The organism is uncultured Kiloniella sp., assembly GCF_937128705.1.
Lineage (GTDB): Bacteria > Pseudomonadota > Alphaproteobacteria > Kiloniellales > Kiloniellaceae > Kiloniella.
This window is the reverse complement of sequence record NZ_CAKZMP010000119.1, coordinates 19475-45922: the sequence shown is the minus strand read 5'-3', so window position 1 is coordinate 45922 and position 26448 is coordinate 19475. Positions and strand designations below refer to the sequence as shown.

Here is a 26448-nt window from a genome sequence, read left to right as displayed (position 1 = left end):
CCCGACCTTCGTATCGGTAATTTGTTTGATACCCGCCGTGATATAGCCGATCTCACCAGCGCGGAGCTCTTTGAGCTTGGTCAGCTTTGGTGAGAAAGCACCAACTGCATCCACAAGGTGCGTGGTTCCCGTTCCCATCATACGGATTTTCATACCCGGTTTGATCACACCATCAACCACACGCACCAGCGTAATCACGCCGAGATAGCTGTCGTACCAGCTATCGACCAGCAAAGCTTTCAGCTTGTCATCGGGATCACCAATTGGGGCTGGCAATTTTTCGACAATAGCATCCAGAACGGCTTCGATACCTTCGCCAGTTTTCCCGGAAACGGTTAATGCATCTGTCGCGTCGATGCCGATAACTTCTTCAATCTGTTCGCGCACACGGTCAGGTTCCGCCGCAGGCAAATCGATCTTGTTGAGCACAGGGATGATATCATGATCATTATCAATCGCCAGATACACATTCGCCAGCGTTTGGGCCTCAACACCCTGCGATGCATCAACCAGTAGCAACGACCCTTCACAGGCCGCAAGCGAACGGCTGACCTCGTAGGTGAAATCAACGTGTCCGGGGGTATCGATCAGATTGAGCTGATAGACCTCGCCATCTTTGGCCTTGTAGTTCAGACGCACGGTCTGGGCCTTGATGGTGATGCCACGCTCGCGCTCAAGTTCCATGTTATCCAGAACCTGGTCCTGCATTTCACGGTCGCTTAGCGCGCCACAATGCTGAATCAACCGATCCGCCAGGGTAGATTTCCCGTGGTCGATGTGCGCAACAATTGAAAAATTTCGAATATGTTTTAAATCAGCCATTAACTTCATGCCTATCAATAATCGTGCGGAAGATAAGCCCTAAAGCAGGAATGCGCAATCTATCTCTGCATCATAGCGGGGTTGCAGCGGTAAAATAATGGGGATGCGCACTCCCACGTATAAAAGACAAAGTAAAATATGGAACATTTGCTCCTATAGCTCCCCTTTAAATCCCCTGTAAACTTTTCCACGCTAATATTGAAATAGTTAGGTTTTTCTTGAGGGAATTTTACCCGTGTCCACAAACACCATCGGTTATGTCACATCTATCAGCGGCGACAGTTTATCGGCCTCTGTTGCGCCCGACGTCGATCTTCCGACAATCGGAGATATGATCAGAATCCAGTCGGAAACTGCTATCGCCTTCGGCTTGATCAGTGACATGGAAATTCCCAAACCTTCTCATCCACCAAGTCCCAATGACGTCAAGGTGATGTCCATTGATCTTCTGGGGGAAAAACTGATCAACCCAGACAAAGGCGAGCTGCCGGGTTTTCAGCGTGGCGTTTCCCGCTTTCCTGTACTGGGGGCAGAGGTCGAACCCGTCCAAACGGATGAACTTGCGGAAATTTATGCCCGCCCAGACAAACCCTGTTTTACTGTCGGTGCCCTGTCTCAAGAACGGAAGCTTCCCGCCTATATCATGACCGATGCCCTTTTGGGGAAGCACTTTGCAATCCTCGGCACAACAGGTAGCGGAAAATCCTGCTCGCTAACCGTGATCCTGAAATCCATCCTCGACAGCCATCCCTGTGGTCACATCATTCTTATTGATCCACACAATGAATATTCAGCGGCCTTCAAGGATAAGGCAGAATCTCTTAGCCCTGAATCATTACGTCTTCCCTATTGGCTTTTAAACTTTGAAGAGTCTGTTGAAATTTTCTGTAGTAAAGAACCAACAGCGCGCAATATTGAGGCAGGTATCCTTAAAGATGCGATTTTAACGGCAAAGTTAAATTGGGGTGAACAGGGCGAAGATGCCAACACCCTAACCGTTGATACCCCTGTCCCCTATAAACTATCTGATCTTGTCCATCGAATTGACGAAATGATGGGGCAGCTAGGTAAACCAGAACAACTCGCGCCATTTCAACGCCTGAAAAACCGCTTGGAAAACCTTCGTGGGGATCGTCGTTATGCCTTTATGTTCGGGAACGTCGCCCTACGCGATAACATGAGCTATATCCTCTCTCAGCTCATGCGTATTCCTAATGATGGCAAGCCGGTTTCAATTTTCGATTTGTCCGGTGTGCCGTCCGAAGTTGTGGATGTCATGGTATCCCTTCTATGTCGGACCATGTTTGATCTTGCCGTGTGGGGACACAGGCATGACCCTATCCCCATTCTCGTGGTTTGCGAAGAAGCCCACCGCTATGTGCCCTATGATAAAAATTCAGGCTTTGCCCCGACGCGCAAAGCTCTTGAGCAAATTGCCAAGGAAGGCCGAAAGTATGGTGTTTCATTGGGATTGATCACCCAAAGACCATCCGAACTTTCAGAAACCATCCTCTCGCAGTGTAATACGATGTTCTCGCTACGGATGAGTAACGAGCGTGATCAAATGTTTGTACAACGCACATTGCCACAGTCATCATCCAGCCTTTTGAAATCGCTTCCTTCTCTTCGAAATCAGGAAGCAATTGTTGTTGGTGAGGGCGTAAACTTCCCAACCCGGATCAGATTCCATGAACTCTCGGCGAACGAGTTGCCCGAAAGTAACACCGCAAGCTTCGCCAAAAACTGGGCTGAAGACCGCTTTGATGCCAACCACATCAACTATGCCCTTAAACGCTGGCGCACCCAATCACGGGAAAGTTGATCAAGAACTTACCTCAAGCCACCTTGACGAAAACCTGAATTCGGACTGTTATCCCTAACTCTGAAATCGCAGGATCACTTCTTGTTGAGATAAGTGCAAAAGAAAACAACCAAGGGGCCCTTGTGTCCAACGCCGCACGCCTTAGGAATTTTTTACACTCTTCGAAGCCGCTTATAGACTGTATGGCTGTTGTCAAAGATCTTGATTTGCCCGATTGCTGGATCGCCGCAGGCTTAATACGCAATTCCTTTTGGGATCACTTGAATAACATTCAGATTCCCCCAGTTAAAAGTGACATTGATGTTATCTATTTTGATCCAAAAGACACCCGACAAAAAACAGAACATACGTATGAAGAAAAACTGCGATCAATAGCGCCAGAAATGGAATCCCTTTTCGGTAATTGGTCCGTAAAAAACCAAGCCAGAATGCATCAGGTTAACCGAGACCGCCCTTATCAGGACTGTCATGACGCCCTACAGCATTGGCCCGAAACAGTTACCGCGATCGCGGTCAGGCTGACACCCAAGAATGATATAGAGATTATGCATCCCTTTGGTCTAGATGATCTCTATCAACAAAAGGTGCGCCCTTGCCCGTATTTCAAAGAACACAAGCTCTTCGAGTTTAAAGTTCGACAGGATAAAAAACGATGGCAGGATCGTTGGAGAAATTTGGAAATCGTGATTTAGTTTACCTTCATTATACGTTTGAAAGCGCCATCATAAATACCCGCTAAATCCTGAAAAATCTGGGTTGCCTGTTTCATATCACTCGTGCCTGGCATCTGGATGTCTGCAACACCCGATATTTGATCAATCTGCCCCTGCAAGGCATTCACGTGCTCCGACAGTTCAGGCGGCACCTGATAGCTAACAGATGAAACCCCTTGAAGACTTTCAAGATGAGAGAAAACCACCGCCAGTTGCCGTTCTTCGGTTTCGCTCATGACTTTCTGAGGGTTTGAGAGCATACGGTCTGCCTCATCCTCTAAACGCTGAACCAGGTTATGATGCATGGGATCGACGGATGTCGGGGCAAAGCCCAAAACATCGCCGATCCGTTGCCGCAGAACAGTAATCTGCTCTTTCTCATCCGGACTTAACTTTTTACTGGGCTGTTGACCAAATATTTCCGAGAGTTGTTTTTCCAAATCACGGATACGGCTTTGTTCTGCGGCGGAAAGATCTTCAAAACGGACATCACCGACTTGGCGAACAGAGCCTTCCATCCGTGCCAAAAGCTCTTTAGCTTCATCCGACAAGGTAATTTCATAAGCTGCCGAGCTGCTGTTTTCTTCTTGCTTGGCCTTATTACCAGAAGTTACACGTTCTTCACTCGGTACCGGGGCAACAGGACTTGGCAACCCATGCCCGACGCCAGTACTCAGAGAAACAACATCCAGATTAACGCTCACGTTTTCCCACCTCATAAAACTCTTTAGCTTTATGAAGCAAAAAACAGGCCATAAATTTTATTGTTATTTTTCAATGGCAAAATAGTATCTAGGGCAAAAATCAGAACTTTTTACCCTTACAATTTTACCTCTGGGAAAAAGGTACCCTCTGCATCTTGCAAGGATATTCATTGTCCGGAACTAATAGGCCTTGAACGCAAAAGTCTATGTATACTGAATGCCCTATGAATACTGCATACAATGACATATTCGCTTTTAAACCGTTCTATATAGAGGCACCGGGCAAAAAGGGATCAATTCGTGTTCCCTGCACAGGATTGATCGCCGGATCATCAGAAACGGGAATATCGTGGCAATGGACATCATCAGCTTCAAGTTTGTTCAAGATATCCAATGCTTTTTGCTCTTGCCCTTCATCCCGCAAAGTAACCCACAACAATAAACCGCCTCGCTGGAGCTGGCTCTCAATTGATTGTGCGTGTTTATGACCAATCCACTCTGCAACAAAAGAACCAAAAATACCCGCAGATCCGCCAGCTAATACAGCGCCCATAATTGCAACGGCAAGTGACCCACCCGATGCAACTATTGGTGCGGCTGCCACAATCGCACCGATATAAGCCAAACCACCAATAAGCGTTGTTTTTCCTTCGACAATCGAATCATGTTCGACATATGCCGTACGGGGGACATTCACATCGTCTTCCAACTCAACAACGGAATGGTAGCGATGCCCCAACTTTTCAGCCACCGCGTCCTCGCTGGCGAGAAGGCTGATTTCAGATCGATCGAACCCTGCGTTCTGGAGTTCGTCAACAGCTGCTTCAAGCTCAGCAGCACTATGAAAAACCCCGACGGCTTCACGCACAGTCATTTGAATGGTTTTGCCCTTTTCCAAGGTAAGTTCTGACATAAGTGCCTCCTAAGGTATCCCCCAAGATCAACTTCTTATCGGATGAACTTTTGGTGACGTTAAAACACGCCACTCCCCCTGCTAGATTAACTTAGCACAAATCTAAGATAATATCAGCAAACAGCATTTCACATAATCGAGATCAGGATAACGAGAAGTCTTTGGCAAAAGAAAAGCCCGGCAAAAACTCACGGTATCTACCGGGCATTCTATCGGGCTTTTCCTTCGTATATTTTTACTGATCTTAACTTCGAAGTGTACCGCCAGTTGCCTTCATGGCCTGTGCGATAACCTTCTGGGAAACTGCGTCAATTTCCTCATCCGTCAGGGTTTTGTCCCGAGGCTGCAACGTCACTGTAATCGCCAGTGATTTCTTCCCGTCTTCAACACCTTTACCTTTATAGACGTCAAAAAGGACGACATCCGTGATCAGGTTTTTATCGGCACCCTTAACAGCACGGATAAGTTTTCCGGCCTCGACGCTATCATCAACCAAGAAAGCAAAATCACGATCAACAGACTGGAACGGAGAAAGATCCAGCGCAGGTTTGATCTTGCCAGATTCACCTTTTTTGATCTTTGGCTGTGGAATGTTTTCCAAGAAAACTTCAAAAGCAACAACAGGGCCTTTGATATCCATCGCTTCCAACACACGAGGATGAAGCTCACCAAACGCGGCCAGTACATTCTTTGGCCCCAACCCAAGAACGCCAGAACGTCCGGGATGGAAATAGGATGGTGCTGATGTAAATACCTGCAAGTTTTCTACCGGAGCACCCGCAGCAGACAAAGCAGCAAGCGCATCACCCTTGGCATCAAACAGATCAACAGGGCGGCTTGGGCTTTCCCAATGACGTTCTGCCACGTTACCGGAACGCAATCCGGTTGCCATCTGCTTCTGCCCTTTGGCTGTGTCGTCCTGATACTGAGGTCCCACTTCGAAGAGTGCATTATCGGCAAATCCGCGGTCAGTGTTACGTGCCGCTGCCGAAAGCAATGTCGGCAGGATAGAAGGACGCATAGTATCCAGATCCGTAGAGATCGGATTGGCAACTCGCAGACTATCGGGAACACCACCAAACAGCTCGGCCTGAGCATAAGAAACGAATGAGAAGGTTACAGCTTCATCAAGCCCGCGCCAGCAAAGAGCTGACCGCGTGTTAGACACGCGACGTTGTGCCAAGGTCAGCACGCCCTGAGGCAGATAACTTGGCATTTCCATTTGCGTTTCGGGGATATTTTCATATCCATAGATACGCAGAATCTCTTCCACCAGACAGGCTTCGAGTTCCACATCCGGACGCCAGCTCGGCACCGTTGCCAAAATCAAACCGTCTTTTTCTGTAACGTCAAACCCCAGAATGGACAGGATTTCGATTTGTTTGTCTTTTTCAACAGCAACGCCACAAAGATCTTTGATACGATTTGGGCGCAGCTCAATAACACGTTTTTCTGATGGAATTGATCCCGCAGATGTAACCTTACTGACTTCACCACCACACAGATCAAGCACCATCCGTGTAGCAACATCCACGCCCCAATCCGCAGATTGGCTGTCGACAGTGCGCTCAAAACGATATCGTGCATCAGAAAGAATACCGGATTTACGACCGGTAATCGCAATTGATGTCGGATCAAACAGAGCAACTTCCAAAAACATGTTTGTGGTTTCATGACTACAGCCGGAATTAAGCCCGCCCATAACACCACCAAGCCCCTGAACACCGTTATCGTCGCTGATCACAACCATGGACTCAGACAGCTTGTATGTTTCTTCGTCAAGCGCCAGAAACTCTTCGTCATTCTGAGCATAGCGCATGGTCAGATCGCCTTTGACTTTATCCGCATCAAAAACATGCAGGGGGCGGCCAAGATCAAAGGAAACGTAGTTGGTAATATCTACCAAAGCTGAGATTGGGCGTAACCCGAGCGCCAGAAGTCTTTCTTGCAACCACTTGGGGCTAGGGCCATTTTTCAGGTTCTTGAAATAACGTCCAGCCACATAGGGAACATCATCAGCAACAGCTGCATCAGCTTTCCACTTAATCGCGCTATCAAAAGATCCTTCGATAGTTTCAAGCTTCAGTGGTTTAAGCGTCCCCATACCGACAGCAGCGAGATCACGGGCGACACCACGCACACCAAGGCAATCACCCCGGTTTGGTGTAATCGCAATTTCAATGATCGGATCATCAAGGCCAAGAATTTCAGCCAGCGGCACACCAACTTCCGTATCTTCGGGAAGATCAATGATGCCATCATGTTCATCAGACAATCCCATTTCGCGTTCGGAAACCAACATACCGTTAGAATCTTCACCACGGAGGTTGCCGGCCTTCAAGGTAAGATCGATGCCTGGGACATATGATCCAACAGGTGCAAACACGCCAACCATACCCGTTCGGGCATTCGGTGCACCGCAAACAACCTGACTAATGCCTTCGTCTGACTGTACTTGACAGACTCTCAAGCGATCCGCGTTGGGATGCTGAACAGCTTCGATAACCTTCGCAGTTTTAAAAGCCTTGAGTTCATCAGCTTTATTTTCAACGCCTTCGACTTCGAGACCGATAAGAGAAAGTTTTTCAACAATGGCTTCCAAAGAAGCATCTGTGTCGAGGTGATCTTTCAACCAGTTAAGTGTAAATTTCATTTTCCCAAACCTCTCTACAGACCACGGACCATGCTGGGCATTTCCATCGGCAAGAAGCCATAATGTTTCATCCAGCGTAGATCAGTTTCATAGAAGGTTCTCAAATCAGGAATACCGTATTTGAGCATGGCAAGACGTTCGATCCCGATACCGAATGCAAAGCCTTGATACTTGGAAGAATCAATGCCGCAGTTCTCGAGAACTTTTGGGTGAACCATACCGCTGCCCAAGATTTCCAACCAATCTTCACCAGCGCCGATTTTCAGCTGCCCACCAGAACGGGAACATCCGATGTCAACTTCGGCTGAAGGCTCCGTAAACGGGAAATAACTTGGACGGAAGCGCAAAGGGAGATCTTTTACGCCAAAGAAAGCGCGACAGAACTCAATAAGAACGCCTTTAAGGTGACCCATGTTTGTTTTTTCATCAATAACCAACCCTTCAACCTGATGGAACATCGGGGAGTGTGTGGCATCGTGATCAGCACGGAATGTCCGGCCTGGCGCAATAATGCGGATAGGCGGTGTCGTGTTTTGCATCGCGCGAATTTGCACAGGGGAAGTGTGGGTCCGTAGAACGGATCGGGTCCCGTCTTCACGCTCTGGCATATAGAAGGTATCAAGCTCCTGACGCGCAGGATGTTCCGGCGGAATGTTCAATGCAGTGAAGTTATGAAAATCATCTTCGATGTGGTGCCCTTCAGCCACGGAAAAACCCATCTCGCCAAAAATAGCAACCAGCTCTTCCAGCGTTTGGCTGATAGGATGCATTTTGCCGATTGTCGCAGGACGTGGTGGCAGAGAGACATCAACCTTTTCTTCTGCAAGGCGTGCTTCCAATGCGATGGCATGTAGGTTTGCCTTGCGCGTCTCAATTGCTTCGGCAACAGCTTGCTTAATCAGGTTAAAGGCCTGCCCAGCTTCCTTGCGTTCTTCAGGGGCCAGATTACCCAGCGTTTTCATACGCTGTGTAATTTCACCTTTCTTTCCCAGTGCTTGAACACGCACAGCATCCAAAGCATCCAGATCTGCGGCAGCTTCTACTCTTTGCAGCAAATCACTGCGAAGTTCTTCCAGATTATCCATTATACTTCCCGTTCATGAGGAAATCCTCAATCAGTAATCTTGTGTTATTCCAACTTCATTGCCAGCATTGCAACCGCACCACCCACGACACTCTGGACCTGTCCATCAAGTAAAACTTTATCCAAAATAACGTCTTGGGACGTGCGGTCATAACGGAACAGAAGCGTTAGCTCATGATCTCTATCATCCAGATTTTTCCGAATACTCGCACTGACCAGTACTTGTTGATCAGATTGTTTATCATTCCATGGTCCTGCCAGCCAAGTGACTTTACCATGACGCCCAGCCAATTCACCGATTAAATCAGAATTACTTTGGCCATTCACAACATGATCGCGAACGATATCAATTTCTTCAGAATAATTAACACCAGTCGCCCCGCCAGCATCAAAACAGCCAGACAATAATGACAAGCACAAAATAATAGGTACGAAGATTTTCGAAAGGGAGACCACGGGACGTCGTTCCGGTTACAAGCGAGAGGTTACTCAAATACCATCGACAGGTTCTGCCCAAATTGATCGTCAGAACATTTTGATAATAAAAAAGTCAGAATACAGTCGTCTTTTCAGATACGTTCAGGCCCTAAAAGACAAACAGGCAGCACCCGAAACCGGATGCTGCCCTGTCATAAAGCCTAAAACGAGTGCGCGTTAAGCCAGAGCTGCTTTTGCCTTTTCAACAACAGCAGCAAATGCAGCTGGCTCACGAACAGCCAGATCAGCAAGCACTTTACGGTCAAGACCGATTTCAGCTTTCTTCACACCGTTCATGAACTGAGAGTACGTAACACCGTGCAAGCGGGCACCAGCGTTGATACGCTGAATCCACAGACCACGGAATGTACGTTTCTTAACACGACGATCCCGGTATGCGTACTGCCAGCCTTTTTCAAGGCGCTGTACGGCTACACTGAATACGTTTTTGCCACGGCCGCGGAAGCCTTTAGCAAGTTTAACAACTTTTTTGTGGCGTGCACGTGATGTCACGCCCCGTTTAACACGAGCCATTTGCTACTACCTTAACCTTAACCGTTAACTAGGAAATTACGTTTGATGACACGCGCATCAGAATCACAAAGAGTTGTCGTACCGCGAGCGTTACGAATCATTGTTTGTGAGCGTTTGCGCATACCGTGACGTTTACCTGCCTGAGCAGCAACGACTTTACCAGTTCCGGTCAGGCGGAAGCGTTTCTTCGCGCCAGATTTCGTCTTAAGTTTGGGCATTTTCTTTCCTTATAAATAAAGTTCTTTTTCAGAGTGACTAGGCATACCCTTTGGCACATGCCACCCGACAATGGCGGGGGTTATAGTATTCTTTCCCCTCTTTGGCAAGCGCTAACATAGAGAAAATATGGAGTCTTCATGTCAAACGCCTCCATTCGTTTTTTCTCACATCTTTTTATCATTAATGCTAGGTTATATATCGCTTAAATACATTATTCCATATAAACACAACAAAACATACCCCAGGGTATTGAACAATAATTATTAAGTCATACTTCTTGCACCACAACTCACATTCCTTGCCAACGCTAATTGCTGGACATCAAAAGAGAACCGCGCCATGAAGTTTCCCCACACAAAAACACCTGCATTGTTTTTTGCATCAACAATCCTGTTTGGTGCCCAGTTAGCCACGGCCCAAGATAATTCTTCTCCCCCGCCAAGTGTGATTGTTACCACGGTGCAAGAACAGAACGTTACGCCAGAACTCACATTTGTCGGTCGCGTTGAGGCCGTCAATACCGTTGACTTGCGCGCACGTGTCGAAGGCTTTGTTGAAGAACGACATTTCAAAGAAGGTGCAAATATCCAACAAGGCGATTTGCTTTATGTTTTGGAAAAAGCCCCTTACCAAATCGCTGTAGAACAAGCCAAAGCTGATCTTGCCGGCGCAAACGCGACCTTGAAAAACGCACGATCAGATCTAAAACGGAAAAAAGATCTTCGAAAAAAGAAAGTTGTCTCCGAAGCTTCTCTGGATACGTCAGAAGCGAGTGAATCTTCGGCTCTCGCAGAAGTGATGCAGGCAAAAGCAGCCCTTCGCAAAGCAGAATTAAATTTAAGTTATACCGAAATCCATAGCCCTCTGGATGGGCAAATAAGTCGATCTCGGTACAGTGTGGGCAATTTGGTCAATTCCAATAGCGAACCTCTTGCCACTATTACAAGCCTTGACCCGATTTATGTCACGGTTCCGGTTAGCGACAAGCTCATCCTCGAAGAACGTCGCAAGGGCCTTTCAAACGAACCCCCTGTCATTCCATCGCTGGTTCTCTCTGACGGGAAACCCTATGAGAGCGAAGGTAAATTTGATTTTATTAATACTAAAGTCAATCAAAGCACAAACTCGATCACAACCCGGGCAGTTTTCCCCAACCCCAAACATATTCTGGTACCGGGTCAATTCGTTAGCGTGAACGTTCGCAGTAAAGAAACCCGAAGTGAGTTGGTTGTCCCCCAAGCATCCGTTCAAAAAGATCAACAAGGATACTTTACTCTGGTTGTCGACCGCAGCAACAAAGTGGAAATACGCCGAGTTCAAGTGGGCGAACAAGTCGAAACAAATTGGGTCATAAAAGACGGCCTCCTTAAAGGAGAACGCATCATCGTCCAAGGTATTCAAAAGGTAAAACCTGACATGATTGTCAACCCGGTTGAAGAAGGAGCCTGATCGTGTTTTCAGCCCTTTTCATCAATCGCCCCAAGTTTGCCCTAGTCATCTCAATTGTCATTTCCCTAGCAGGTATTATCGCCCTTAATTCAATTCCTGTTGCAGAATACCCCGACATTACCCCGCCACAGGTCAAAGTGACCACCAGTTATCCCGGTGCTAATGCAACTGTTGTTGAACAGTCTGTTGCAGCCCCCATTGAAGCAAAAGTCAATGGGGTTGACGGCATGTTATATATGTCCTCAACAAGTAGTAACGACGGCAGTTATGACCTTACGGTCACTTTTGCTGTCGGAACAGACCCGGACATTGCTGCGGTTAACGTTCAAAACCGGGTTGCAACCGCCAACGCCTCTTTACCAGCAGAAGTTACTCGGCAGGGCGTCATTACTCAGAAGCAGTCAACGTCTATGCTTCTTGTGATCAATATGGTCTCACCTGATGACACACAAGATTCTCTGTTCCTGAGTAACTATGCCTCTATTTATATTCAGGATTCACTGGCACGAATTAACGGTGTCGGCAGCGTCTCGCAGTTCGGTGCCTTGGATTACGGAATGCGTGTCTGGCTTAATCCTGATCGTCTGACTGCCGTTGGCCTCACCACCAAAGATGTGAGCGAGGCAATAGAAAACCAAAACATACAGGCAACAGCAGGACAACTGGGGGCTCCTCCGTTTGAAGGCACCCCCCAATTTCAGTACACCCTTCAGGCCAAAGGTCGCCTGACAACGGTTGAAGAGTTTGAAAACATTGTTATTCGTGCAAACCAAGACGGTTCCTTTGTTCGGCTAAAAGACGTCGCAAGGATCGAGCTTGGATCGCAAAGTTATTCTTCAGTATCAAAACTCAACAATGCTCCTTCTGCAGCAATCGCGGTTTATCAATCACCTGGCGCCAATGCTCTCGATGTTGCGGACGCTATCTATACTGAACTCGACCGCCTGTCAGAGAGCTTCCCACAGGGTGTAGAATACAAAATTCTTTACGACACCACCAACGCAGTAAGGGCCTCGGTCCAAGAGGTTATAGAGACACTTCTCATCACCTTTGTTCTTGTTGTCAGCGTAACGTTTCTCTTTTTGAGCGACTGGCGATCGACCCTGATCCCAAGCCTTGCGATTCCGGTATCCCTTATCGGCACCTTTGCCGTTCTCTACGCTGTCGGGTTCAGCGCCAATATGATAACCCTCTTCGCCATTATCCTCGCCATTGGTATCGTCGTCGATGACAGCATTGTCGTTGTTGAAAACGTGCAAAGGATCATGAAAGAAACCGGGAAATCGGCGGCTGATTCAACCAAGCTGGCAATGAAAGAGGTTACAGGCCCTGTCGTCGCAACAACATTGGTTCTTCTGGCCGTTTTTGTGCCAGTATCTTTCATGCCCGGCATTACAGGCGAGCTTTACAAACAGTTCTCTCTCACCATTTGCGTGGCGGTTTCGCTCTCTTCTATCAATGCATTAACACTGTCACCTGCACTTTGTGCACTTCTGTTAAAACCCGACAGTGGTGAACCCCGCGGTCCTTTGAAGCTTTTTGCAAATCTTGTTGATCGAACACGTAATGGATATAGCAGGGTTGTTGCCCTTATGATCAGAAGGCTTGCTATTTCCTTGGCCGTTCTTGGTATTTTCGCTGGCGTAACCGTCTATATGTTCCAGACCGTCCCCACAGGATTCATTCCCATGGAAGACAAAGGCGTGTTCTTTGTGAACGTACAGCTTCCGGATGGCGCATCTTTGGAGCGAACAAACGAAGTTACAGCGAAAGTCACAGATATGCTGTTGGAAGAGGAAGGCGTCACAGATGTTATCTCGGTTTCCGGTTTCAGCTTATTATCAGGAGCAGCCTCGAATTCTTCTTTGTTAATTCCGGTTTTAAGCGATTGGGCAGAACGAACTGAATTTGAACTCAAGTGGTTTAATATCCTGGGCCGCATAAACGGTCGACTTGCGGGACTGGCCTCGGCAGAATCCTTCGCTTTCCCACTGCCCCCTATTATGGGTTTGGGCACAGGCGGTGGCGTTGAAGCTCAGGTTCAGGATTACCTTGGCCGAACACCTCAAGAGCTTGCTTCTGCGGTGCGTAGCTTGGTCTTCGCTGCCAACCAACAGCCCGAATTAGCATCTGTATTCAGCACCTATTCCGCAAATATTCCTCAGCTCTTTCTAGAGGTTGATCGAGAAAAAGCCCTCGTTCTTGGCGTTAAGATCTCTGATATATTCTCGACACTGCAAGCTAATCTTGGGTCATCCTATATCAATGATTTTAACCTTTACGGAAAAGTGTACAGGGTCCAGATTCAGGCCGAAGCACAATTCCGTAACGGGTTGGAAGACATCGATAACCTTCATGTTCGAAATGATAACGGTGACATGATTCCCCTGCGGACTCTTATCGAGATAGAACCCATCCTCGGCCCCCTATCCGTCGCGCGTTATAATCAGTTCAAATCGGCGTCCATAACCGGGTCGCCGGCGACAGGCTACAGTAGTGGTGATGCCATTGCTGCACTGGAACGTGCCGCGGCTGATGCCCTGCCGGACGGATATGGCATTGAGTGGACAGGAACATCCAAACAGGAACAAGAAGCCGGTGGCTATATCGTCATTATCTTCGCTTTGGCACTTATCTTTGCCTATCTTTTTCTTGTCGCCCAATACGAAAGCTGGAGCATTCCTCTATCCGTCATCACATCGGTTATTCTGGCCGCTTTTGGGGCCTTGGTGCCTATGGCGCTCTTGCCCTTCCTAGACAATAACCTCTATGCCCAGATCGGTATGGTGATGCTTATCGGGCTTGCCAGTAAAAGTGCCATCCTCATTGTCGAATTCGCAAAGGTCAGACGAGAAGAAGGGCTTTCCATTACAGAAGCTGCCCTTGATGCGGCAAGCTTGCGCTTCAGGGCAGTGATGATGACTGCACTTTCATTCATACTGGGGGTATTACCCTTAATCTTTGCATCAGGTGCCGGGGCAGCCAGTCGCGTCGCGGTGGGTTTTGTTGTCTTTGGCGGTATGGTTGCGGCCACATCCATTGGACTTCTGTTCATTCCACCACTTTATGTTGCTTTCCAATCCATGCGGGAAGCAACAAATAAAAAGTTATGGAAAACGAAAGAAAGTTAACAACTTTCCAGTAATAAAAAGGCGATATAGAAAAGAGTCGAAGGCGAGTATCTTCGGCTCTTTTTGCCTATTTTATTTCGCCTTTCTTGCCCGCGCCTTTGCGCAGAGAAGCTGAAAATCTTGCGAGCTGGGATCTACCTGTCCAAATCGGGTGAGATCAAAAGAGCTCAAATCATAAGACGCCCTGCTTCCCGTAATCAGTTCTGCCAAAGCATCCCCAATACCACCAGAAGCCATTACTCCTGACCCACAACAACCTGCGGCAACAAAAACACCATTAACCGCTTGAGCTTCACCCAGAAGGAAATGACCATCCGGGGTATAGGCAGAAAGTCCTGCCATGTAACTTTCGAAACGCGCTTCTTCAAGCTTTGGAAAAAAGCCAGACACTCTTTGTTCCGCCTCGACCAAAGCGTCCCATTCTCCACCTTCTTCTGTGACGGCGAAAGAGGTAATGTCCTTGGGTAACCCCCTATAATCAAACGTACGAGAGTACTGTTCTTGAACACCTAACAACAAACCGCCGACCTCTGGCCTCGTATAAGCCCCCGCATCAGCATGAACCATCATAGGCTGCTCATCACTGAAATAGTTTTCAGAGGCTGTTATCCAAAAATGGCTTCTGGTCGGGATCATGGGTAAAGCGATATCCAGTGGACGCGTTAAATTATTCGACCAGGAACCGGCCGAGACAACCACATTTTCACAGGAAATAAATCCCTGATCAGTCTCGACACCAATGACAGCACCATTATTTACCCTAATACCGGCAACATTAATACCAGTTCGAATTTTTGCCCCATAAACTCTGGCCGATTTAGCATAAGCATGTGTCAAACGATAAGGATCTATATACCCCTCTTCACTGAAATGAACAGTAAGGGCATCGCTTTTAACCTGAAGCCAAGGTAGATGCTTGGATCTCCATTCAGCATTTACCCGTTTAGCGGCAATGCCTTCGTTCTTAGCACGATCACATAGTTGCTCTAAACTGGCTTTACTCTCAGAAGTTTCTGCTATTCTTAGTGTTCCAACCGCTTTGAAATCAAGCAGCTCATCCGTGATATTTTCAAGTTCGGAAAGAACCGTAAAAGTCCGGCGACTAAGACAATCAACAGCGGGCTTTGAAGAAATCTGAAACATCAACCCCGCTGCAAGAGACGATGAAGCTGAAGCTAAATCCTGCCGCTCGAGGAGCAAAATATCTTCAACGCCACGTTTTGCAAGGTGATACGCAATAGAACACCCCAAAATACCGCCGCCAATAATAACGGTTGATACTTTTTCCATAACGATACCTTCTATAGGCAAAAACAATAATAAATAGGCAACAAAAAAGCCGCTCTGTTCAAGAGCGGCTTTTCAAAAAGGCTATTAACCTTAAATATTCTCAGGCTTATTTTGGCGCCAAGATCATAATCATCTGGCGGCCTTCCATTTTCGGCCTTAGCTCCATCTTAGCGACTTCGACCAAATCTGTCTCGATACGCTTAAGAACTTCCAGACCGACTTCTTGGTGCGTGATTTCACGTCCGCGAAAGCGCATAGTCACTTTCACCTTGTCACCTGCAGAAATGAACTTGTGTGCAGCCCGCATCTTCACGTCATAGTCATGCGTGTCAATGTTTGGACGAACCTTAAGTTCTTTAAGCTCGATAATTTTTTGCTTTTTACGAGCTTCGTTTTTCTTTTTCTGCGATTCAAAACGAAATCTGCCGTAGTCCATGATCTTGCAAACAGGAGGCTCCGCATTTGGAGAAATCTCAACAAGGTCAAGACCTTCATCAAATGCACGTTTCATTGCATCACGTGTAGGTACTACGCCAACCTGTTCGCCGTCTGCGTCAACAAGACGTACAGTGTTGATAGTAATTCGTTCGTTTACCCGCGGACCGTCGATGCGCGGGGGTGTCGTCATTGGTGCGCGTGCTATTGTCGTGCTCCCGTTTTTTCCGTTATCCCAAAATTACAAACTTCATAGTCTGCAATAGGCTGTTACTCTAAAATACCAACCGTTTATATTGCGTTTACGCCTATAAAAACAATGGGCGCATAATGCCAATATCTTATGCCAGTCGGCAACCACAAAGTTATTTTTTAATCGCCTACTTCTCAGCAGGCGACTTTGATTCTTCAGTCAAAGAGCTAAGTGCTTCTTCCAAAGACATAATTTCTTGGTTCTTACCACCGAGACGACGCAGAGCAACTTTCCCTTCCTCTGCTTCCCGACGGCCAACCACCGCAATCACAGGTGTTTTGCTTAGGCTGTGTTCGCGGATTTTATAGTTAATTTTCTCATTACGCAAATCAGCTTTCACCCGGAGTCCCGCAGCTTTCAGCTTGTCACGAACTTCTTCAGCATAATCATTGGCATCAGATGTGATTGACGCCACAACGACCTGTTGTGGAGACATCCACAATGGGAACTTACCCGCGTGCTGCTCAATAAGAATAGCGAGGAAACGCTCAAAAGACCCCAAGATGGCACGGTGCAGCATCACAGGACGATGACGCTTGTCATCTTCACCGATGTAGGACGCATCCAGACGTTCTGGTAAAACGACATCCACTTGAAGAGTTCCACACTGCCAGTCACGGCCAATAGCATCCTTGAGCACGAACTCAAGCTTAGGACCATAGAAGGCACCTTCACCGGGGTTCATTGTGTATTCAAGTCCGGCTTCTTCAACAGCTTCTCTCAGCGCACCTTCGGCTTTATCCCAGGATTCATCTGTTCCCGCACGTCGTTCCGGACGATCAGAGAACTTCACAACAATTTCATCAAAGCCCAGATCTTTATAAACCGTTTTCAAAAGATCACAGAAGATAACAGTTTCACTGTTGATCTGATCTTCAGTACAGAAAATATGCGCATCATCCTGCGTAAAGGCACGCACACGCATCAAGCCATGTAGTGCACCAGAAGGCTCATTACGGTGACAGGCACCAAATTCTGCCATGCGCAAAGGCAAGTCACGGTAACTGGTCTGGCCCTGTTTGAAAATCTGTACATGCCCCGGACAGTTCATCGGTTTGACCGCGAGTGTACGGTCATCTTCTGATGTTGCCACAAACATGTCTTCGCGGAATTTTTCCCAGTGACCAGAAGCTTCCCAAAGCGCGCGGTCAATCAGCTGTGGCGTTTTCACTTCTTGGTAACCGCCATCTTCTAAGCGTTTACGCATATACTCTTCGAGTGAACGATACAGCGCCCAGCCTTTCGGATGCCAAAAAACAGAACCAGTTGCTTCTTCCTGCATGTGGAAAAGACCCAGTTCTTTTCCAAGGCGACGGTGATCACGTTTTTCCGCTTCTTCAAGCATCTGCAGATATTTTTTCAGCTGCTTTTCATCTGACCAGCATGTGCCATAAATACGCTGTAGCTGATCATTGTCTTTATCCCCACGCCAATAGGCGCCAGAGACTTTCATCAACTTAAACCCTTTGCCAATCTTTCCTGTAGATGGCGCGTGCGGTCCACGGCAGAGATCAAGCCAATCCCCCTGACGGTAGATCGTTAGATCTTCATCGCCCGGAATATTATCAACATGCTCGGCTTTGTATTTTTCGCCCTTGGACGCAAAATGTTCTTTCGCTTTTTCACGATCCCAAACTTCACGAACGAAGACTTCATCACGCGAGATAATCTCGTGCATCTTTGCTTCGATTTTCTCCAAATCGTTCGTCGAAAATGGCTCATCACGTGCAAAATCGTAATAGAAACCAACATCCGTCGACGGACCAAAGGTCACCTGCGTACCGGGGAAAAGCTCCTGAACAGCTTCCGCCATCACATGCGCACAGTCATGGCGCAGCAAATCGAGCGCCAGCGGGTGCTTGCGGGTCACAATTTCCAAGGTCGCGTCCGTCGTGATTGGATAGGTCGTATCTCTCAACTCACCATCTACCACCACAGCTAAAGCATCTTTGGCCAAACGTGGACCAATAGATTCTGCTACCTCATGCCCTGTTACAGGACCATCAAATTTGCGCTGACTTTCATCAGGCAATGTAATTGTGACCATCGGAAATCGTTCTCAGTTACTGTTCTATCATCTAGGAAAATTGACTCTTGTAGAGTTCCAGCAATGTAAAAGGATTCCATGGTCTGTCAAGCACACCGCCAAGGATTCCGCGCTTTTAATGGAAAGAATCCCTCTATTCCGTTTTTCAAACCTCTCATCAGAGATATTCTGAGGAATAAATGATCAATCAGAAAAACTCGAGAACCTTTCCAGCAACCACAATTAATGTTCAAATAATGAGAATAAATTCGCGTCTATTCATTCCACACCCGGCCAATCACATTCGGAATAATGATCATGCACATGAACAGGAAACCTGAAGATCTGATACCAGAACTCCAACAGCATCGTCGCGTCATTCTTGGTCATGAACCAACACCCATTGATCGGCTGACAAGACTTGGCCAAGATCTCGGTATTGAACTCTGGGTTAAGAGAGATGATTGCAATGGTCTGGCCTTTGGCGGCAACAAGGTCCGACAGCTGGAATATTACCTTGGCCCCGGCGTTGAGAAGAACGCTGATACGGTTCTGATTACTGGCGCATTACAGTCAAACTTTGTCCGGTTAACCGCAGCCGCAGCAGCTAAACTTGGCTGGCAAGCACATGTTCAACTCGAAGAACGCGTTCCAAGTGATGATCAACTGTACCGGAAATCCGGTAATATCTTTTTAAACAACTTGTTGGGTGCAGAAATCAGCTATTTTCCCGAGGGAGAAGACGAAGCCGGCGCGGACAGAGCACTCGATGATCGCGCTGAACAACTCAAATCTCAAGGCAGACGTCCTTATGTGATTCATCTCGGATTAGGATCACCACCCTATGGTGGCCTTGGCTATATCAGGGCAGCGGCAGAAACCTATGCGCAAGTCATAGAATTAGGTAACAAGCCCGATTATATTGTTGTCCCTTCTGGAAGCGGCCTAACACATGCGGGTTTTCTTGTTGGTGCACGCGCCATCGGTTGGGATGTTCCCATCATCGGCATCTGCGTCCGACGCGATCAGAAGAGCCAAACGGATCGCATCAGGCAAAGATCAAACGAACTGGCACACATGATATCCCGGCCCGGTATAATTACCGATCAAGATATCATAATATCAGATAAAACACTGTCACCGGGGTATGGTAAAATGAACCAACCGGTCAAAGAAGCCATAGAAAAAACGGCACAGCTAGAAGCCATACTTCTCGATCCCGTCTATACAGCCAGAACAATGGCAGGATTGATAGATAAGGTCCGTACGGATGCAATTCCCCAAGGGGCAAAGGTTCTCTTTATTCACACGGGTGGAAACCCGGCAATTTTCGCGTATCAAAATGCAATAGAAAGCTTTTCTTAGAATACCTCTGAAAAAAATAGAGACGTTTTCTAACCTAAAATTATTAGCTTTGTGCTGTAATTGCCTTTTCAGAAATCAACTCACGATAGATACCTACAGTCTTGGCACACATCAGTTTTTTCGAGAATAACTTCTGAACCCGTTCTTGTCCTTTGAGCGAAAGAATTTCCCGTTCGCGTGCATTTAAGCTCAGGGCGCGGCGAATGGCCCGCGCACAGCTTTCTGCATCCTCGTTCTCAAACAGAAAACCTGTTTCATTCGGGACCAGTTGTTCCTTTGCACCACCGTGGTCACTTGCCACAACCGGACGCCCCATGGCTTGCCCTTCAGAAACAACCCGACCAAAACCTTCGGGGTCCGTAGATGCAGAAACGACAACATCTGACAACATATAGGCCGAGGGCATATCATTACAGTCGTCCATGATAAAGGCACGGCTTAGAAGATCATTATCCATAATCATCTTTTCAAGCTCATCCCGATAGGCTGTACGTCCCTGATCAGACCCAACCAGCGCACAACATAAATCAATATCACGAAGGTGCGTGAGCGCTTCGAGAAGAACTTTTTGTCCTTTCCAGCGTGTTAATCGACCGGGCAGCATAATAAGTGGAACACCATCAGGGAGACGCCACTGCGTTGACAATTGGATAACACGCTCGGCACTAACAGCATGCGGAGAGAAGCTATCCGTATCCATGCCCCTGTGTACGATGCGGATTTTGTTTTCATCGACCTGATAGTTCTTGCGGATATAGTCCGCAACAAATTCAGATATGGAGATAACGACATCCCCCTTGGTCATAATTGAATTGTAATACCGTTTTAGTCCATTGTTGATATTGTATGGCGCGTGAACTGTCGTCACAAACGGCACCCCGGTTTTACGGGCTGCCCTATGCGCCGGGCGAGCAGGTGCCCGAGACCGAGCGTGGACCAAATCAACGCCTCTGTCTTTGATCAGGCGTGCAAGACGGCCTGTATTGCGCCACATAGTCCAAGGATTCTTGGAATGCACGGGAAGCTCAACATGTTCTGCCCCGGCAATCTTCAGACGCGCAACCAACTGCCCGCCTCTGGAAGCAACGATTGCTTTCCCGCCGGCTTCGATGATGGCTTTTGCCATATCCAGCGTACCGCGTTCGACACCGCCAGAATCCATAGCGGGAACAACCTGAAGCACCGTCATTGGCGTACCATCAGATTTCACAAGAGAAGGAAGCTCTGGGGTAGCGGCTTCAGATATCAAAGTGTTAAGGTGAGAACCATCCGTCATATGTCGGTACTACAAGGAGTCCTATTTAATTCATGTCCAATAAAGATACAGCGTCCAATAGTGATACAGAGTTCACAGCACAAGTTCCAGAGTTTCTCGAACGCCCGAATGGGCAGCATATAGCCTATATAAAGACAGAAGGCGATAATGATTTACCGGGAATCGTCTTTCTTGGTGGCTATATGTCTGACATGACAGGTTCGAAAGCTACTGCACTGGAAGAGTTTGCGAAATCCAGTAAGCAAAATTTTGTCCGTTTTGACTATATGGGGCATGGGCAGTCTTCTGGCAAGTTCACAGATGGAACAATCGGACAATGGACCGAAGATGCCATCGCCGTTATCGATGAACTGACAACCGGACCACAGATACTGGTCGGGTCGTCCATGGGGGGCTGGATCATGCTTAACGCAGCTCTGAAACGACCAGATCGGACCAAAGGTCTTGTTGGTATCGCAGCGGCCCCTGACTTCACACAGGATCTTATGTGGAATACCTTTTCAAAAGAGATCAAAGATACGCTTTTGAGTGAGGGCGTTTATTACGAACCAAGTGAATATGGCGATGAACCCTATGCCATAACTCTAAAGCTCATCGAAGAAGGTCGACAGCATCTTTTGCTGGACAAGAAACAGCCGATCACTTGCCCCGTACGTCTGATCCAAGGAATGAGAGACGTCGACGTTCCCTGGGACATCGTGCCCAGAATTGTCGAGTCGCTTGAAACTGAGGATATGGAGGTCGTGCTAGTAAAACGTGGTGACCATCGCCTCTCTGAACCACAGGATCTACAGCGCCTTAAGAAAATTATTAAAGAGATCAGTCGCTAAGCTAAATTCTGACTTCTTTTTCATAACCTTCCAAAGCAGCCGATTTTATCTTGGCTGCTTTTTTTCTTTTCCAAGAGATATCTATTTGATAAAATATTATGTAACCAGTTACGTAATAGGTTTAACATGAACTTTCTCGCCTCCCTCGGCAGCCTCACACTTGCCAGTCGCCTCAAACGCCTGAGCGACACGCTTTTTAATGAGGTCAATATTATCTACGAGAAAACTGGCTTGACCATTCAGGCTGGTTATTTCCCGCTCTTTTACCTTCTATACAAAGAAGGGGCTGTTTCAGTGTCTGATTGTGCTACCGCCACAGGTGTCAGTCACCCTGCTGTTAGTAAAATGGCGAGAAAGATGGTTGAAGAAGGATGGGTTGAAAAAAAGCCGTCTCCGAAAGACGAACGCACTCAGCTCTTGACCTTGGCTGATCAAGCAAAACATGCCCTACCAAAGCTCATTCCTATCTGGGATGAGATAGAGCGTTCTCTTGATAGCATGTTAACAGAAACAGAACCCGGCGACTTACTCAACCAACTTCGTAGTCTCGAAAAGCTGAATGATGAAGCTCCACTTAGTCAGAAGGTCCTCAACAATTTGGCGGACCCGTATCTTTCTGGCGATATAGAAATCATCAATTGGGATTCGAAATACGCCACCTCGTTCAAAGAACTGAATAAAGAATGGCTGGATTATTACTTTCTAAATCTTCAAGAAGAATGGGATAAAGAGTCTCTGGATAATCCCGGCGGCTATTACCTTTCCCGCGGCGGCACAATTTTCTTCGGACTTTGTGGTGGAGCTCCCGTAGGGACCTGTGCCCTCGCCCGCGTTACCGATGATCTCTACGAAATTTCCAAAGTAGGTGTTACCCCTGCCGCCCAATCCAGAGGCATAGGGCGTCGTCTCGTGGTCGCAGCTTTAAACGAAGCACGTCGTCTAGGGGCTAAACAAGTGTTTCTGGAAAGTAATCGCAAGTTAGTTAACGCACAAAAACTCTATCGTAAGCTAGGCTTTTGCGAAGGACCGCACCCCAAAGGGAAATCCGATTATAGACGCGCAAACATCTACATGACCGTAACATTATGAGTAAGAATAATGAGTAACGTACCCACGCCAGATAACTGCGCAACAATACCGATGAGCACAAAGCCCATCGGCGCAGGGGATGCCATAACAGATCACGATCCAAAGCTATTCCGAAAAGAAATTATCAGAGAAATCTTCGCGGGCTCTCGTGCAACCATTCCCATGATTGTTGGCGCCATTCCATTTGGCATTATATTTGGCACGCTTGCAGAACAAAGCGGCCTGTCACCTCTTGGCGCAATCGCCATGTCCATTTTTGTTTTTGCAGGCTCTTCCCAATTCATCGCCTTGGGATTACTTGCGGCCGGAACCGGACCGCTCATGATCATAGCAACAACCTTTATCGTTAATCTGCGCCACTTGCTTTATTCAGCAGCGCTTGTTGACGATGTCAAACACCTGTCCGGCCCATGGCGTGCGTTGATTGCTTTTGGCCTAACCGACGAGAGCTTTGCCACCATTGCCGACAAAATCCGTAAATCAGATGATGAATGGCGTAAAAAATATGTCCAGTGGTTCTACCTTGGATCATTCAGCGCGATGTATGGCAACTGGATACTCTGTACCATCATTGGCATTACACTCGGAGAACTCTTTCCGGATATCGGCAACTGGGGTCTGGACTTTGCCATGGCCGCAACCTTTATAGGTATGGTTTTACCGTACCTAACTACCCGTCCTATGCTGGCCTGTGTTCTCGTTGCAGGGGCCATGTCCCTAGGGACCGCCGATATGCCACACAAACTTGGTTTAATGGTCTCAGCCCTCAGCGCATTGGCCGTTGGTCTGTCTTATCACCTCATAAGCAGGAAGAAAAAATAATGAACGAAGCACTCATGATCGCGGGCATGGCCGTTGTAACCTTTAGCATTCGTTATGTCCTTCTTGCCTCTGCGGGTCATTTTACCTTTCCGGGCTGGGCCAAAATCGCACTGGATTTTGTTCCCCCAGCCGTTTTGACAGCCATCATTGTCCCTGCTGTTTTAATGCCAAATGGTAACAGCATCGAATTCAATCTACAGAATGCGTCCCTACTCGCAGCCTGCGTTGCCGTGATCGTCGGTTTGATCCGTAAAGATCTGCTGACGACCATTGTAATTGGTATGATCGCTTTCGGTCTTTTCAAGTGGCTTTTGTGACAAAAACCATTCAACAATATTTTTGAAATCAAGCCCTAATAAACAAGAGAAATTTATATAAAATGCCTGATAGAAACGTTGTGAATTTGCCCAACGCATTAAACCAGATCATTGATCACTGGTCGCCAAAAGTGCTCGCCCAAGTCAATGATCAGTTCGTAAAAATAGCCAAAATCAAAAATGAATTTGTCTGGCACAAACACGATAACGAAGACGAGCTATTCTACATTATCAAGGGCAACCTGCTCATGCAGTATGAAGATAAAACCATTGAGCTTAACGAAGGTGATATGCACGTTGTTCCCAAAGGCGTTATGCACAACCCCGTTGCCAAAGAAGAGTGCTGGATCATGTTGGTTGAACCTGTCGCTACTGCACATACAGGAAATGTCGTTACCGGCAGATCACGTAGCCTAGAAGAACAAATGCAAGCCGAGGTCTAAAGCAGGCTTTTCAACCCGGATTGGTAGTCGGGATAAGCGAGTTTCACACCAAGCTCGGTTATAATTCGGCGATTATCCACCCGCTTATTATCCAGCCAAAAGGTACGTGCCATGGGGCTCATTTCTGCCTGATCAAAAGCGACAAGAGGCGGTGGGGAAATTCCAAGTAACTCACAGGCATAGGTCGTAACTTTAGATGGCTCTTCCGGTGCGTTGTCACACACATTATAAATACGCCCAGCCCGCGGTTTATGAACAGATGCTTCAAGAACGGTTGCGATATCTTCAACGTGAATACGGCTAAAAATATGTCCGGGTTTATCTATCCGCTGCTTCACTTTACCCGACTTTAGTGAATCCAAGGGGCTACGCCCCGGACCATAAATACCCGCCAGTCTAAAGATATGCACAGAGATATCGTGTGTTTCAACAAGTGCCAGCCATTGCTTTTCAGCCTCAGCACGTTGCTCGCTTCGCGGACTTGACGGGGCCAGCAGGTCATCTTCAAAAACAACACCACCATCGCGATTACCATAGACCCCTGTCGTCGAGAGGTATCCAGCCCATTCGAGATTTTTGCACTGAGCAATTTCCGCAGCATGTAACTGCAGGACACAGTCCCCTTCCTTGCCTGGCGGAATGGACGAAAGAATATGAGTTACATCACCCAACACGGCCGATACATCCGCCAGCGGCAAAGAACGCTCAAAGTTGTGAACGTTAATACCTTCTTTCTCTAATATTTTCCTCTTTCCAAGATCTTTATCAGAATCAGGACGAATTGTGCCCGACACCTTCCAACCGAGGGCTTTCATTCTTCTCGCAAAAACGAGGGCAGAAAAACCCAAGCCAAAACAAAACAAATGTTTAGAATAATGCGACATACGTTCCTCGATCTCGAAATTGCCTAATTTCTTATATAGGGTCCCGTTACAAACTGAAAAGCAAAGCTTGCAAAGTAATAAATTTATGGTCCAAATGCGCCTATGACACAAAAAAACAAACTCTTCGCGTCTCTTTTTATGCTGCCCATTGCTATTGGCTTTACCTTTTCGAGTGAAGCTGCAGGGCGTAAAGAACCTATCAATCACGAAGAACAATATATCGCCTGTATAAAATTGGTTGAACGTCGCCCGGACGCAGCGTTTGAATCCGCCCTTTCCTGGGCATCCCAAGGCGGCGGATTCCCGGCTGAACATTGTGCGACACAGGCCCTATACGCGCTTAAAATATACGATGCCGCAGCAACACGGCTGGAAAAGCTGGCGAACGACATGAAAACAGATAATGTCGAACTTCGCTCGCAACTACTTCATCAGGCCGGACGCGCTTGGTATGACCATGGCGATCTGGACCGCGCCTTTGCCGTACAAAGTACAGCAATCACCCTTTTTCCCGATGGCACAGAATACTATATCGACCGAGCCGAAATTCTCGCCGAACTTGGCCGATTTGACGAAGCCTTGATTGATTTGGAAGTTGCCCACAGCCTGGAACCAGAAAGGGCAGATATACTTGCCCTGCGCGGTACAGCAAAAAGGTTCCTAGGGAATGACGCAGAAGCCTTAAAAGATATTACCCTCGCACTGGACCTAGAGCCTGATAATCTAGAGGCCCTGCTTGAGCGTGGAATATTAAAGCGCTTGGCTGGTGATAATAACGGCGCGCGGGAAGATTGGCTCAGGATCGTCAATATTGCTTTGGGGACTCCTGCTGCGGATGCTGCACAGTTAAATCTAGAAAAACTGGATGTAACTGTAGAGTAACTATTCCGGCAGCCC

At 47.4% G+C, this 26448-nt stretch carries 24 protein-coding genes; 11 read left to right on the top strand and 13 right to left on the bottom strand.

The features are described 5' to 3' along the window. Positions 1-822, bottom strand: an 822-nt coding sequence (locus Q0241_RS06970) for a GTP-binding protein (RefSeq protein WP_299375187.1), incomplete at its 3' end; no start/stop codon positions are given. A gap of 235 nt (positions 823-1057) precedes the next feature. Here Q0241_RS06970 and Q0241_RS06965 point away from each other — a divergent pair. Both Q0241_RS06965 and Q0241_RS06960 read left to right on the top strand, forming a co-directional pair. Continuing rightward, positions 1058-2644 carry a DUF87 domain-containing protein gene (locus tag Q0241_RS06965; protein WP_299375184.1) on the top strand — a complete coding sequence of 529 codons (1587 nt, stop codon included), beginning with the start codon at positions 1058-1060 and terminating at the stop codon, positions 2642-2644. A gap of 122 nt (positions 2645-2766) precedes the next feature. Beyond that, a complete protein-coding gene (locus Q0241_RS06960; protein ID WP_299375181.1) occupies positions 2767-3336 on the top strand; it encodes a nucleotidyltransferase family protein in 570 nt (189 codons plus the stop codon). Here the strand turns inward: Q0241_RS06960 and Q0241_RS06955 are convergent. From Q0241_RS06955 to rpmI, 7 genes are all read right to left on the bottom strand, one after another. Beyond that, positions 3333-4061 carry a hypothetical protein gene (locus Q0241_RS06955; protein ID WP_299375178.1) on the bottom strand — a complete coding sequence of 243 codons (729 nt, stop codon included), beginning with the start codon at positions 4059-4061 and terminating at the stop codon, positions 3333-3335. The genes Q0241_RS06960 and Q0241_RS06955 overlap by 4 nt on opposite strands. Positions 4062-4326: 265 nt before the next feature. After that, entirely contained in the window at positions 4327-4974 is a 648-nt protein-coding gene (locus tag Q0241_RS06950) for a hypothetical protein (RefSeq protein WP_299375175.1), read from the bottom strand. A 244-nt stretch (positions 4975-5218) separates the two neighbouring features. Next, a complete protein-coding gene (gene pheT / locus Q0241_RS06945) occupies positions 5219-7627 on the bottom strand; it encodes a phenylalanine--tRNA ligase subunit beta (RefSeq protein ID WP_299375172.1) in 2409 nt (802 codons plus the stop codon). A 14-nt stretch (positions 7628-7641) separates the two neighbouring features. Beyond that, positions 7642-8712, bottom strand: coding sequence for a phenylalanine--tRNA ligase subunit alpha (pheS, locus tag Q0241_RS06940; protein WP_299375169.1), 1071 nt, complete (start codon positions 8710-8712; stop codon positions 7642-7644). A gap of 44 nt (positions 8713-8756) precedes the next feature. Continuing rightward, positions 8757-9116, bottom strand: a complete 360-nt coding sequence (locus Q0241_RS06935) for a hypothetical protein (protein WP_299375166.1) — start codon at positions 9114-9116, stop codon at positions 8757-8759. A gap of 249 nt (positions 9117-9365) precedes the next feature. Continuing rightward, on the bottom strand, positions 9366-9722 hold the full coding sequence (rplT, locus tag Q0241_RS06930) for a 50S ribosomal protein L20 (RefSeq protein ID WP_299375163.1): 357 nt from the start codon (positions 9720-9722) through the stop codon (positions 9366-9368). 17 nt (positions 9723-9739) lie between these two features. After that, positions 9740-9940, bottom strand: coding sequence for a 50S ribosomal protein L35 (gene rpmI, locus Q0241_RS06925; RefSeq protein ID WP_047762593.1), 201 nt, complete (start codon positions 9938-9940; stop codon positions 9740-9742). Positions 9941-10280: 340 nt separating this feature from the next. Between rpmI and Q0241_RS06920 the strand changes: the two genes are divergently transcribed. Both Q0241_RS06920 and Q0241_RS06915 read left to right on the top strand, forming a co-directional pair. Then, a complete protein-coding gene (locus Q0241_RS06920) occupies positions 10281-11390 on the top strand; it encodes an efflux RND transporter periplasmic adaptor subunit (RefSeq protein ID WP_299375156.1) in 1110 nt (369 codons plus the stop codon). A gap of 2 nt (positions 11391-11392) precedes the next feature. Next, positions 11393-14521 carry an efflux RND transporter permease subunit gene (locus tag Q0241_RS06915; RefSeq protein ID WP_299375153.1) on the top strand — a complete coding sequence of 1043 codons (3129 nt, stop codon included), beginning with the start codon at positions 11393-11395 and terminating at the stop codon, positions 14519-14521. Positions 14522-14593: 72 nt separating this feature from the next. On the opposite strand, the gene Q0241_RS06910 is transcribed toward Q0241_RS06915, so the two are convergent. From Q0241_RS06910 to thrS, 3 genes are all read right to left on the bottom strand, one after another. Continuing rightward, positions 14594-15811: an FAD-binding oxidoreductase gene (locus tag Q0241_RS06910; RefSeq protein WP_299375150.1), complete on the bottom strand. Its 1218-nt coding sequence runs from the start codon at positions 15809-15811 to the stop codon at positions 14594-14596. A gap of 106 nt (positions 15812-15917) precedes the next feature. Further along, positions 15918-16439 carry a translation initiation factor IF-3 gene (gene infC / locus Q0241_RS06905; protein WP_299375147.1) on the bottom strand — a complete coding sequence of 174 codons (522 nt, stop codon included), beginning with the start codon at positions 16437-16439 and terminating at the stop codon, positions 15918-15920. A 187-nt stretch (positions 16440-16626) separates the two neighbouring features. Next, on the bottom strand, positions 16627-18546 hold the full coding sequence (gene thrS, locus Q0241_RS06900) for a threonine--tRNA ligase (RefSeq protein ID WP_299375144.1): 1920 nt from the start codon (positions 18544-18546) through the stop codon (positions 16627-16629). 303 nt (positions 18547-18849) lie between these two features. Between thrS and Q0241_RS06895 the strand changes: the two genes are divergently transcribed. After that, complete coding sequence (locus Q0241_RS06895; RefSeq protein ID WP_299375141.1) at positions 18850-19890, top strand: D-cysteine desulfhydrase family protein; 1041 nt, start codon at positions 18850-18852, stop codon at positions 19888-19890. Between the two features lie 43 nt (positions 19891-19933). On the opposite strand, the gene Q0241_RS06890 is transcribed toward Q0241_RS06895, so the two are convergent. After that, positions 19934-21166, bottom strand: a complete 1233-nt coding sequence (locus Q0241_RS06890; protein WP_299375138.1) for a glycosyltransferase — start codon at positions 21164-21166, stop codon at positions 19934-19936. 32 nt (positions 21167-21198) lie between these two features. Between Q0241_RS06890 and Q0241_RS06885 the strand changes: the two genes are divergently transcribed. The 5 genes from Q0241_RS06885 to Q0241_RS06865 all read left to right on the top strand — a co-directional run bounded on the left by Q0241_RS06885 (position 21199) and on the right by Q0241_RS06865 (position 24667). Beyond that, the gene (locus tag Q0241_RS06885; RefSeq protein ID WP_299375135.1) at positions 21199-21996 is read left to right on the top strand and encodes an alpha/beta hydrolase; all 798 of its coding nucleotides are present in this window, start codon (positions 21199-21201) and stop codon (positions 21994-21996) included. Positions 21997-22122: 126 nt separating this feature from the next. Next, positions 22123-23085 (top strand): bifunctional helix-turn-helix transcriptional regulator/GNAT family N-acetyltransferase, encoded by a 963-nt coding sequence (locus Q0241_RS06880; protein ID WP_299375132.1) that lies wholly within the window; start codon positions 22123-22125, stop codon positions 23083-23085. A gap of 9 nt (positions 23086-23094) precedes the next feature. Beyond that, complete coding sequence (locus Q0241_RS06875; RefSeq protein WP_299375129.1) at positions 23095-23907, top strand: AzlC family ABC transporter permease; 813 nt, start codon at positions 23095-23097, stop codon at positions 23905-23907. Next, a complete protein-coding gene (locus Q0241_RS06870; protein ID WP_299375126.1) occupies positions 23907-24224 on the top strand; it encodes an AzlD domain-containing protein in 318 nt (105 codons plus the stop codon). The genes Q0241_RS06875 and Q0241_RS06870 overlap by 1 nt, the downstream gene beginning before the upstream one ends. Before the next feature lie 62 nt (positions 24225-24286). After that, positions 24287-24667: a cupin domain-containing protein gene (locus Q0241_RS06865; protein ID WP_299375123.1), complete on the top strand. Its 381-nt coding sequence runs from the start codon at positions 24287-24289 to the stop codon at positions 24665-24667. On the opposite strand, the gene Q0241_RS06860 is transcribed toward Q0241_RS06865, so the two are convergent. Further along, positions 24664-25482: an SDR family oxidoreductase gene (locus tag Q0241_RS06860; protein ID WP_299375120.1), complete on the bottom strand. Its 819-nt coding sequence runs from the start codon at positions 25480-25482 to the stop codon at positions 24664-24666. The genes Q0241_RS06865 and Q0241_RS06860 overlap by 4 nt on opposite strands. 171 nt (positions 25483-25653) lie before the next feature. Between Q0241_RS06860 and Q0241_RS06855 the strand changes: the two genes are divergently transcribed. Beyond that, positions 25654-26433: a tetratricopeptide repeat protein gene (locus Q0241_RS06855; protein WP_299375117.1), complete on the top strand. Its 780-nt coding sequence runs from the start codon at positions 25654-25656 to the stop codon at positions 26431-26433. The last annotated feature ends 15 nt before the right edge of the window (positions 26434-26448 follow it).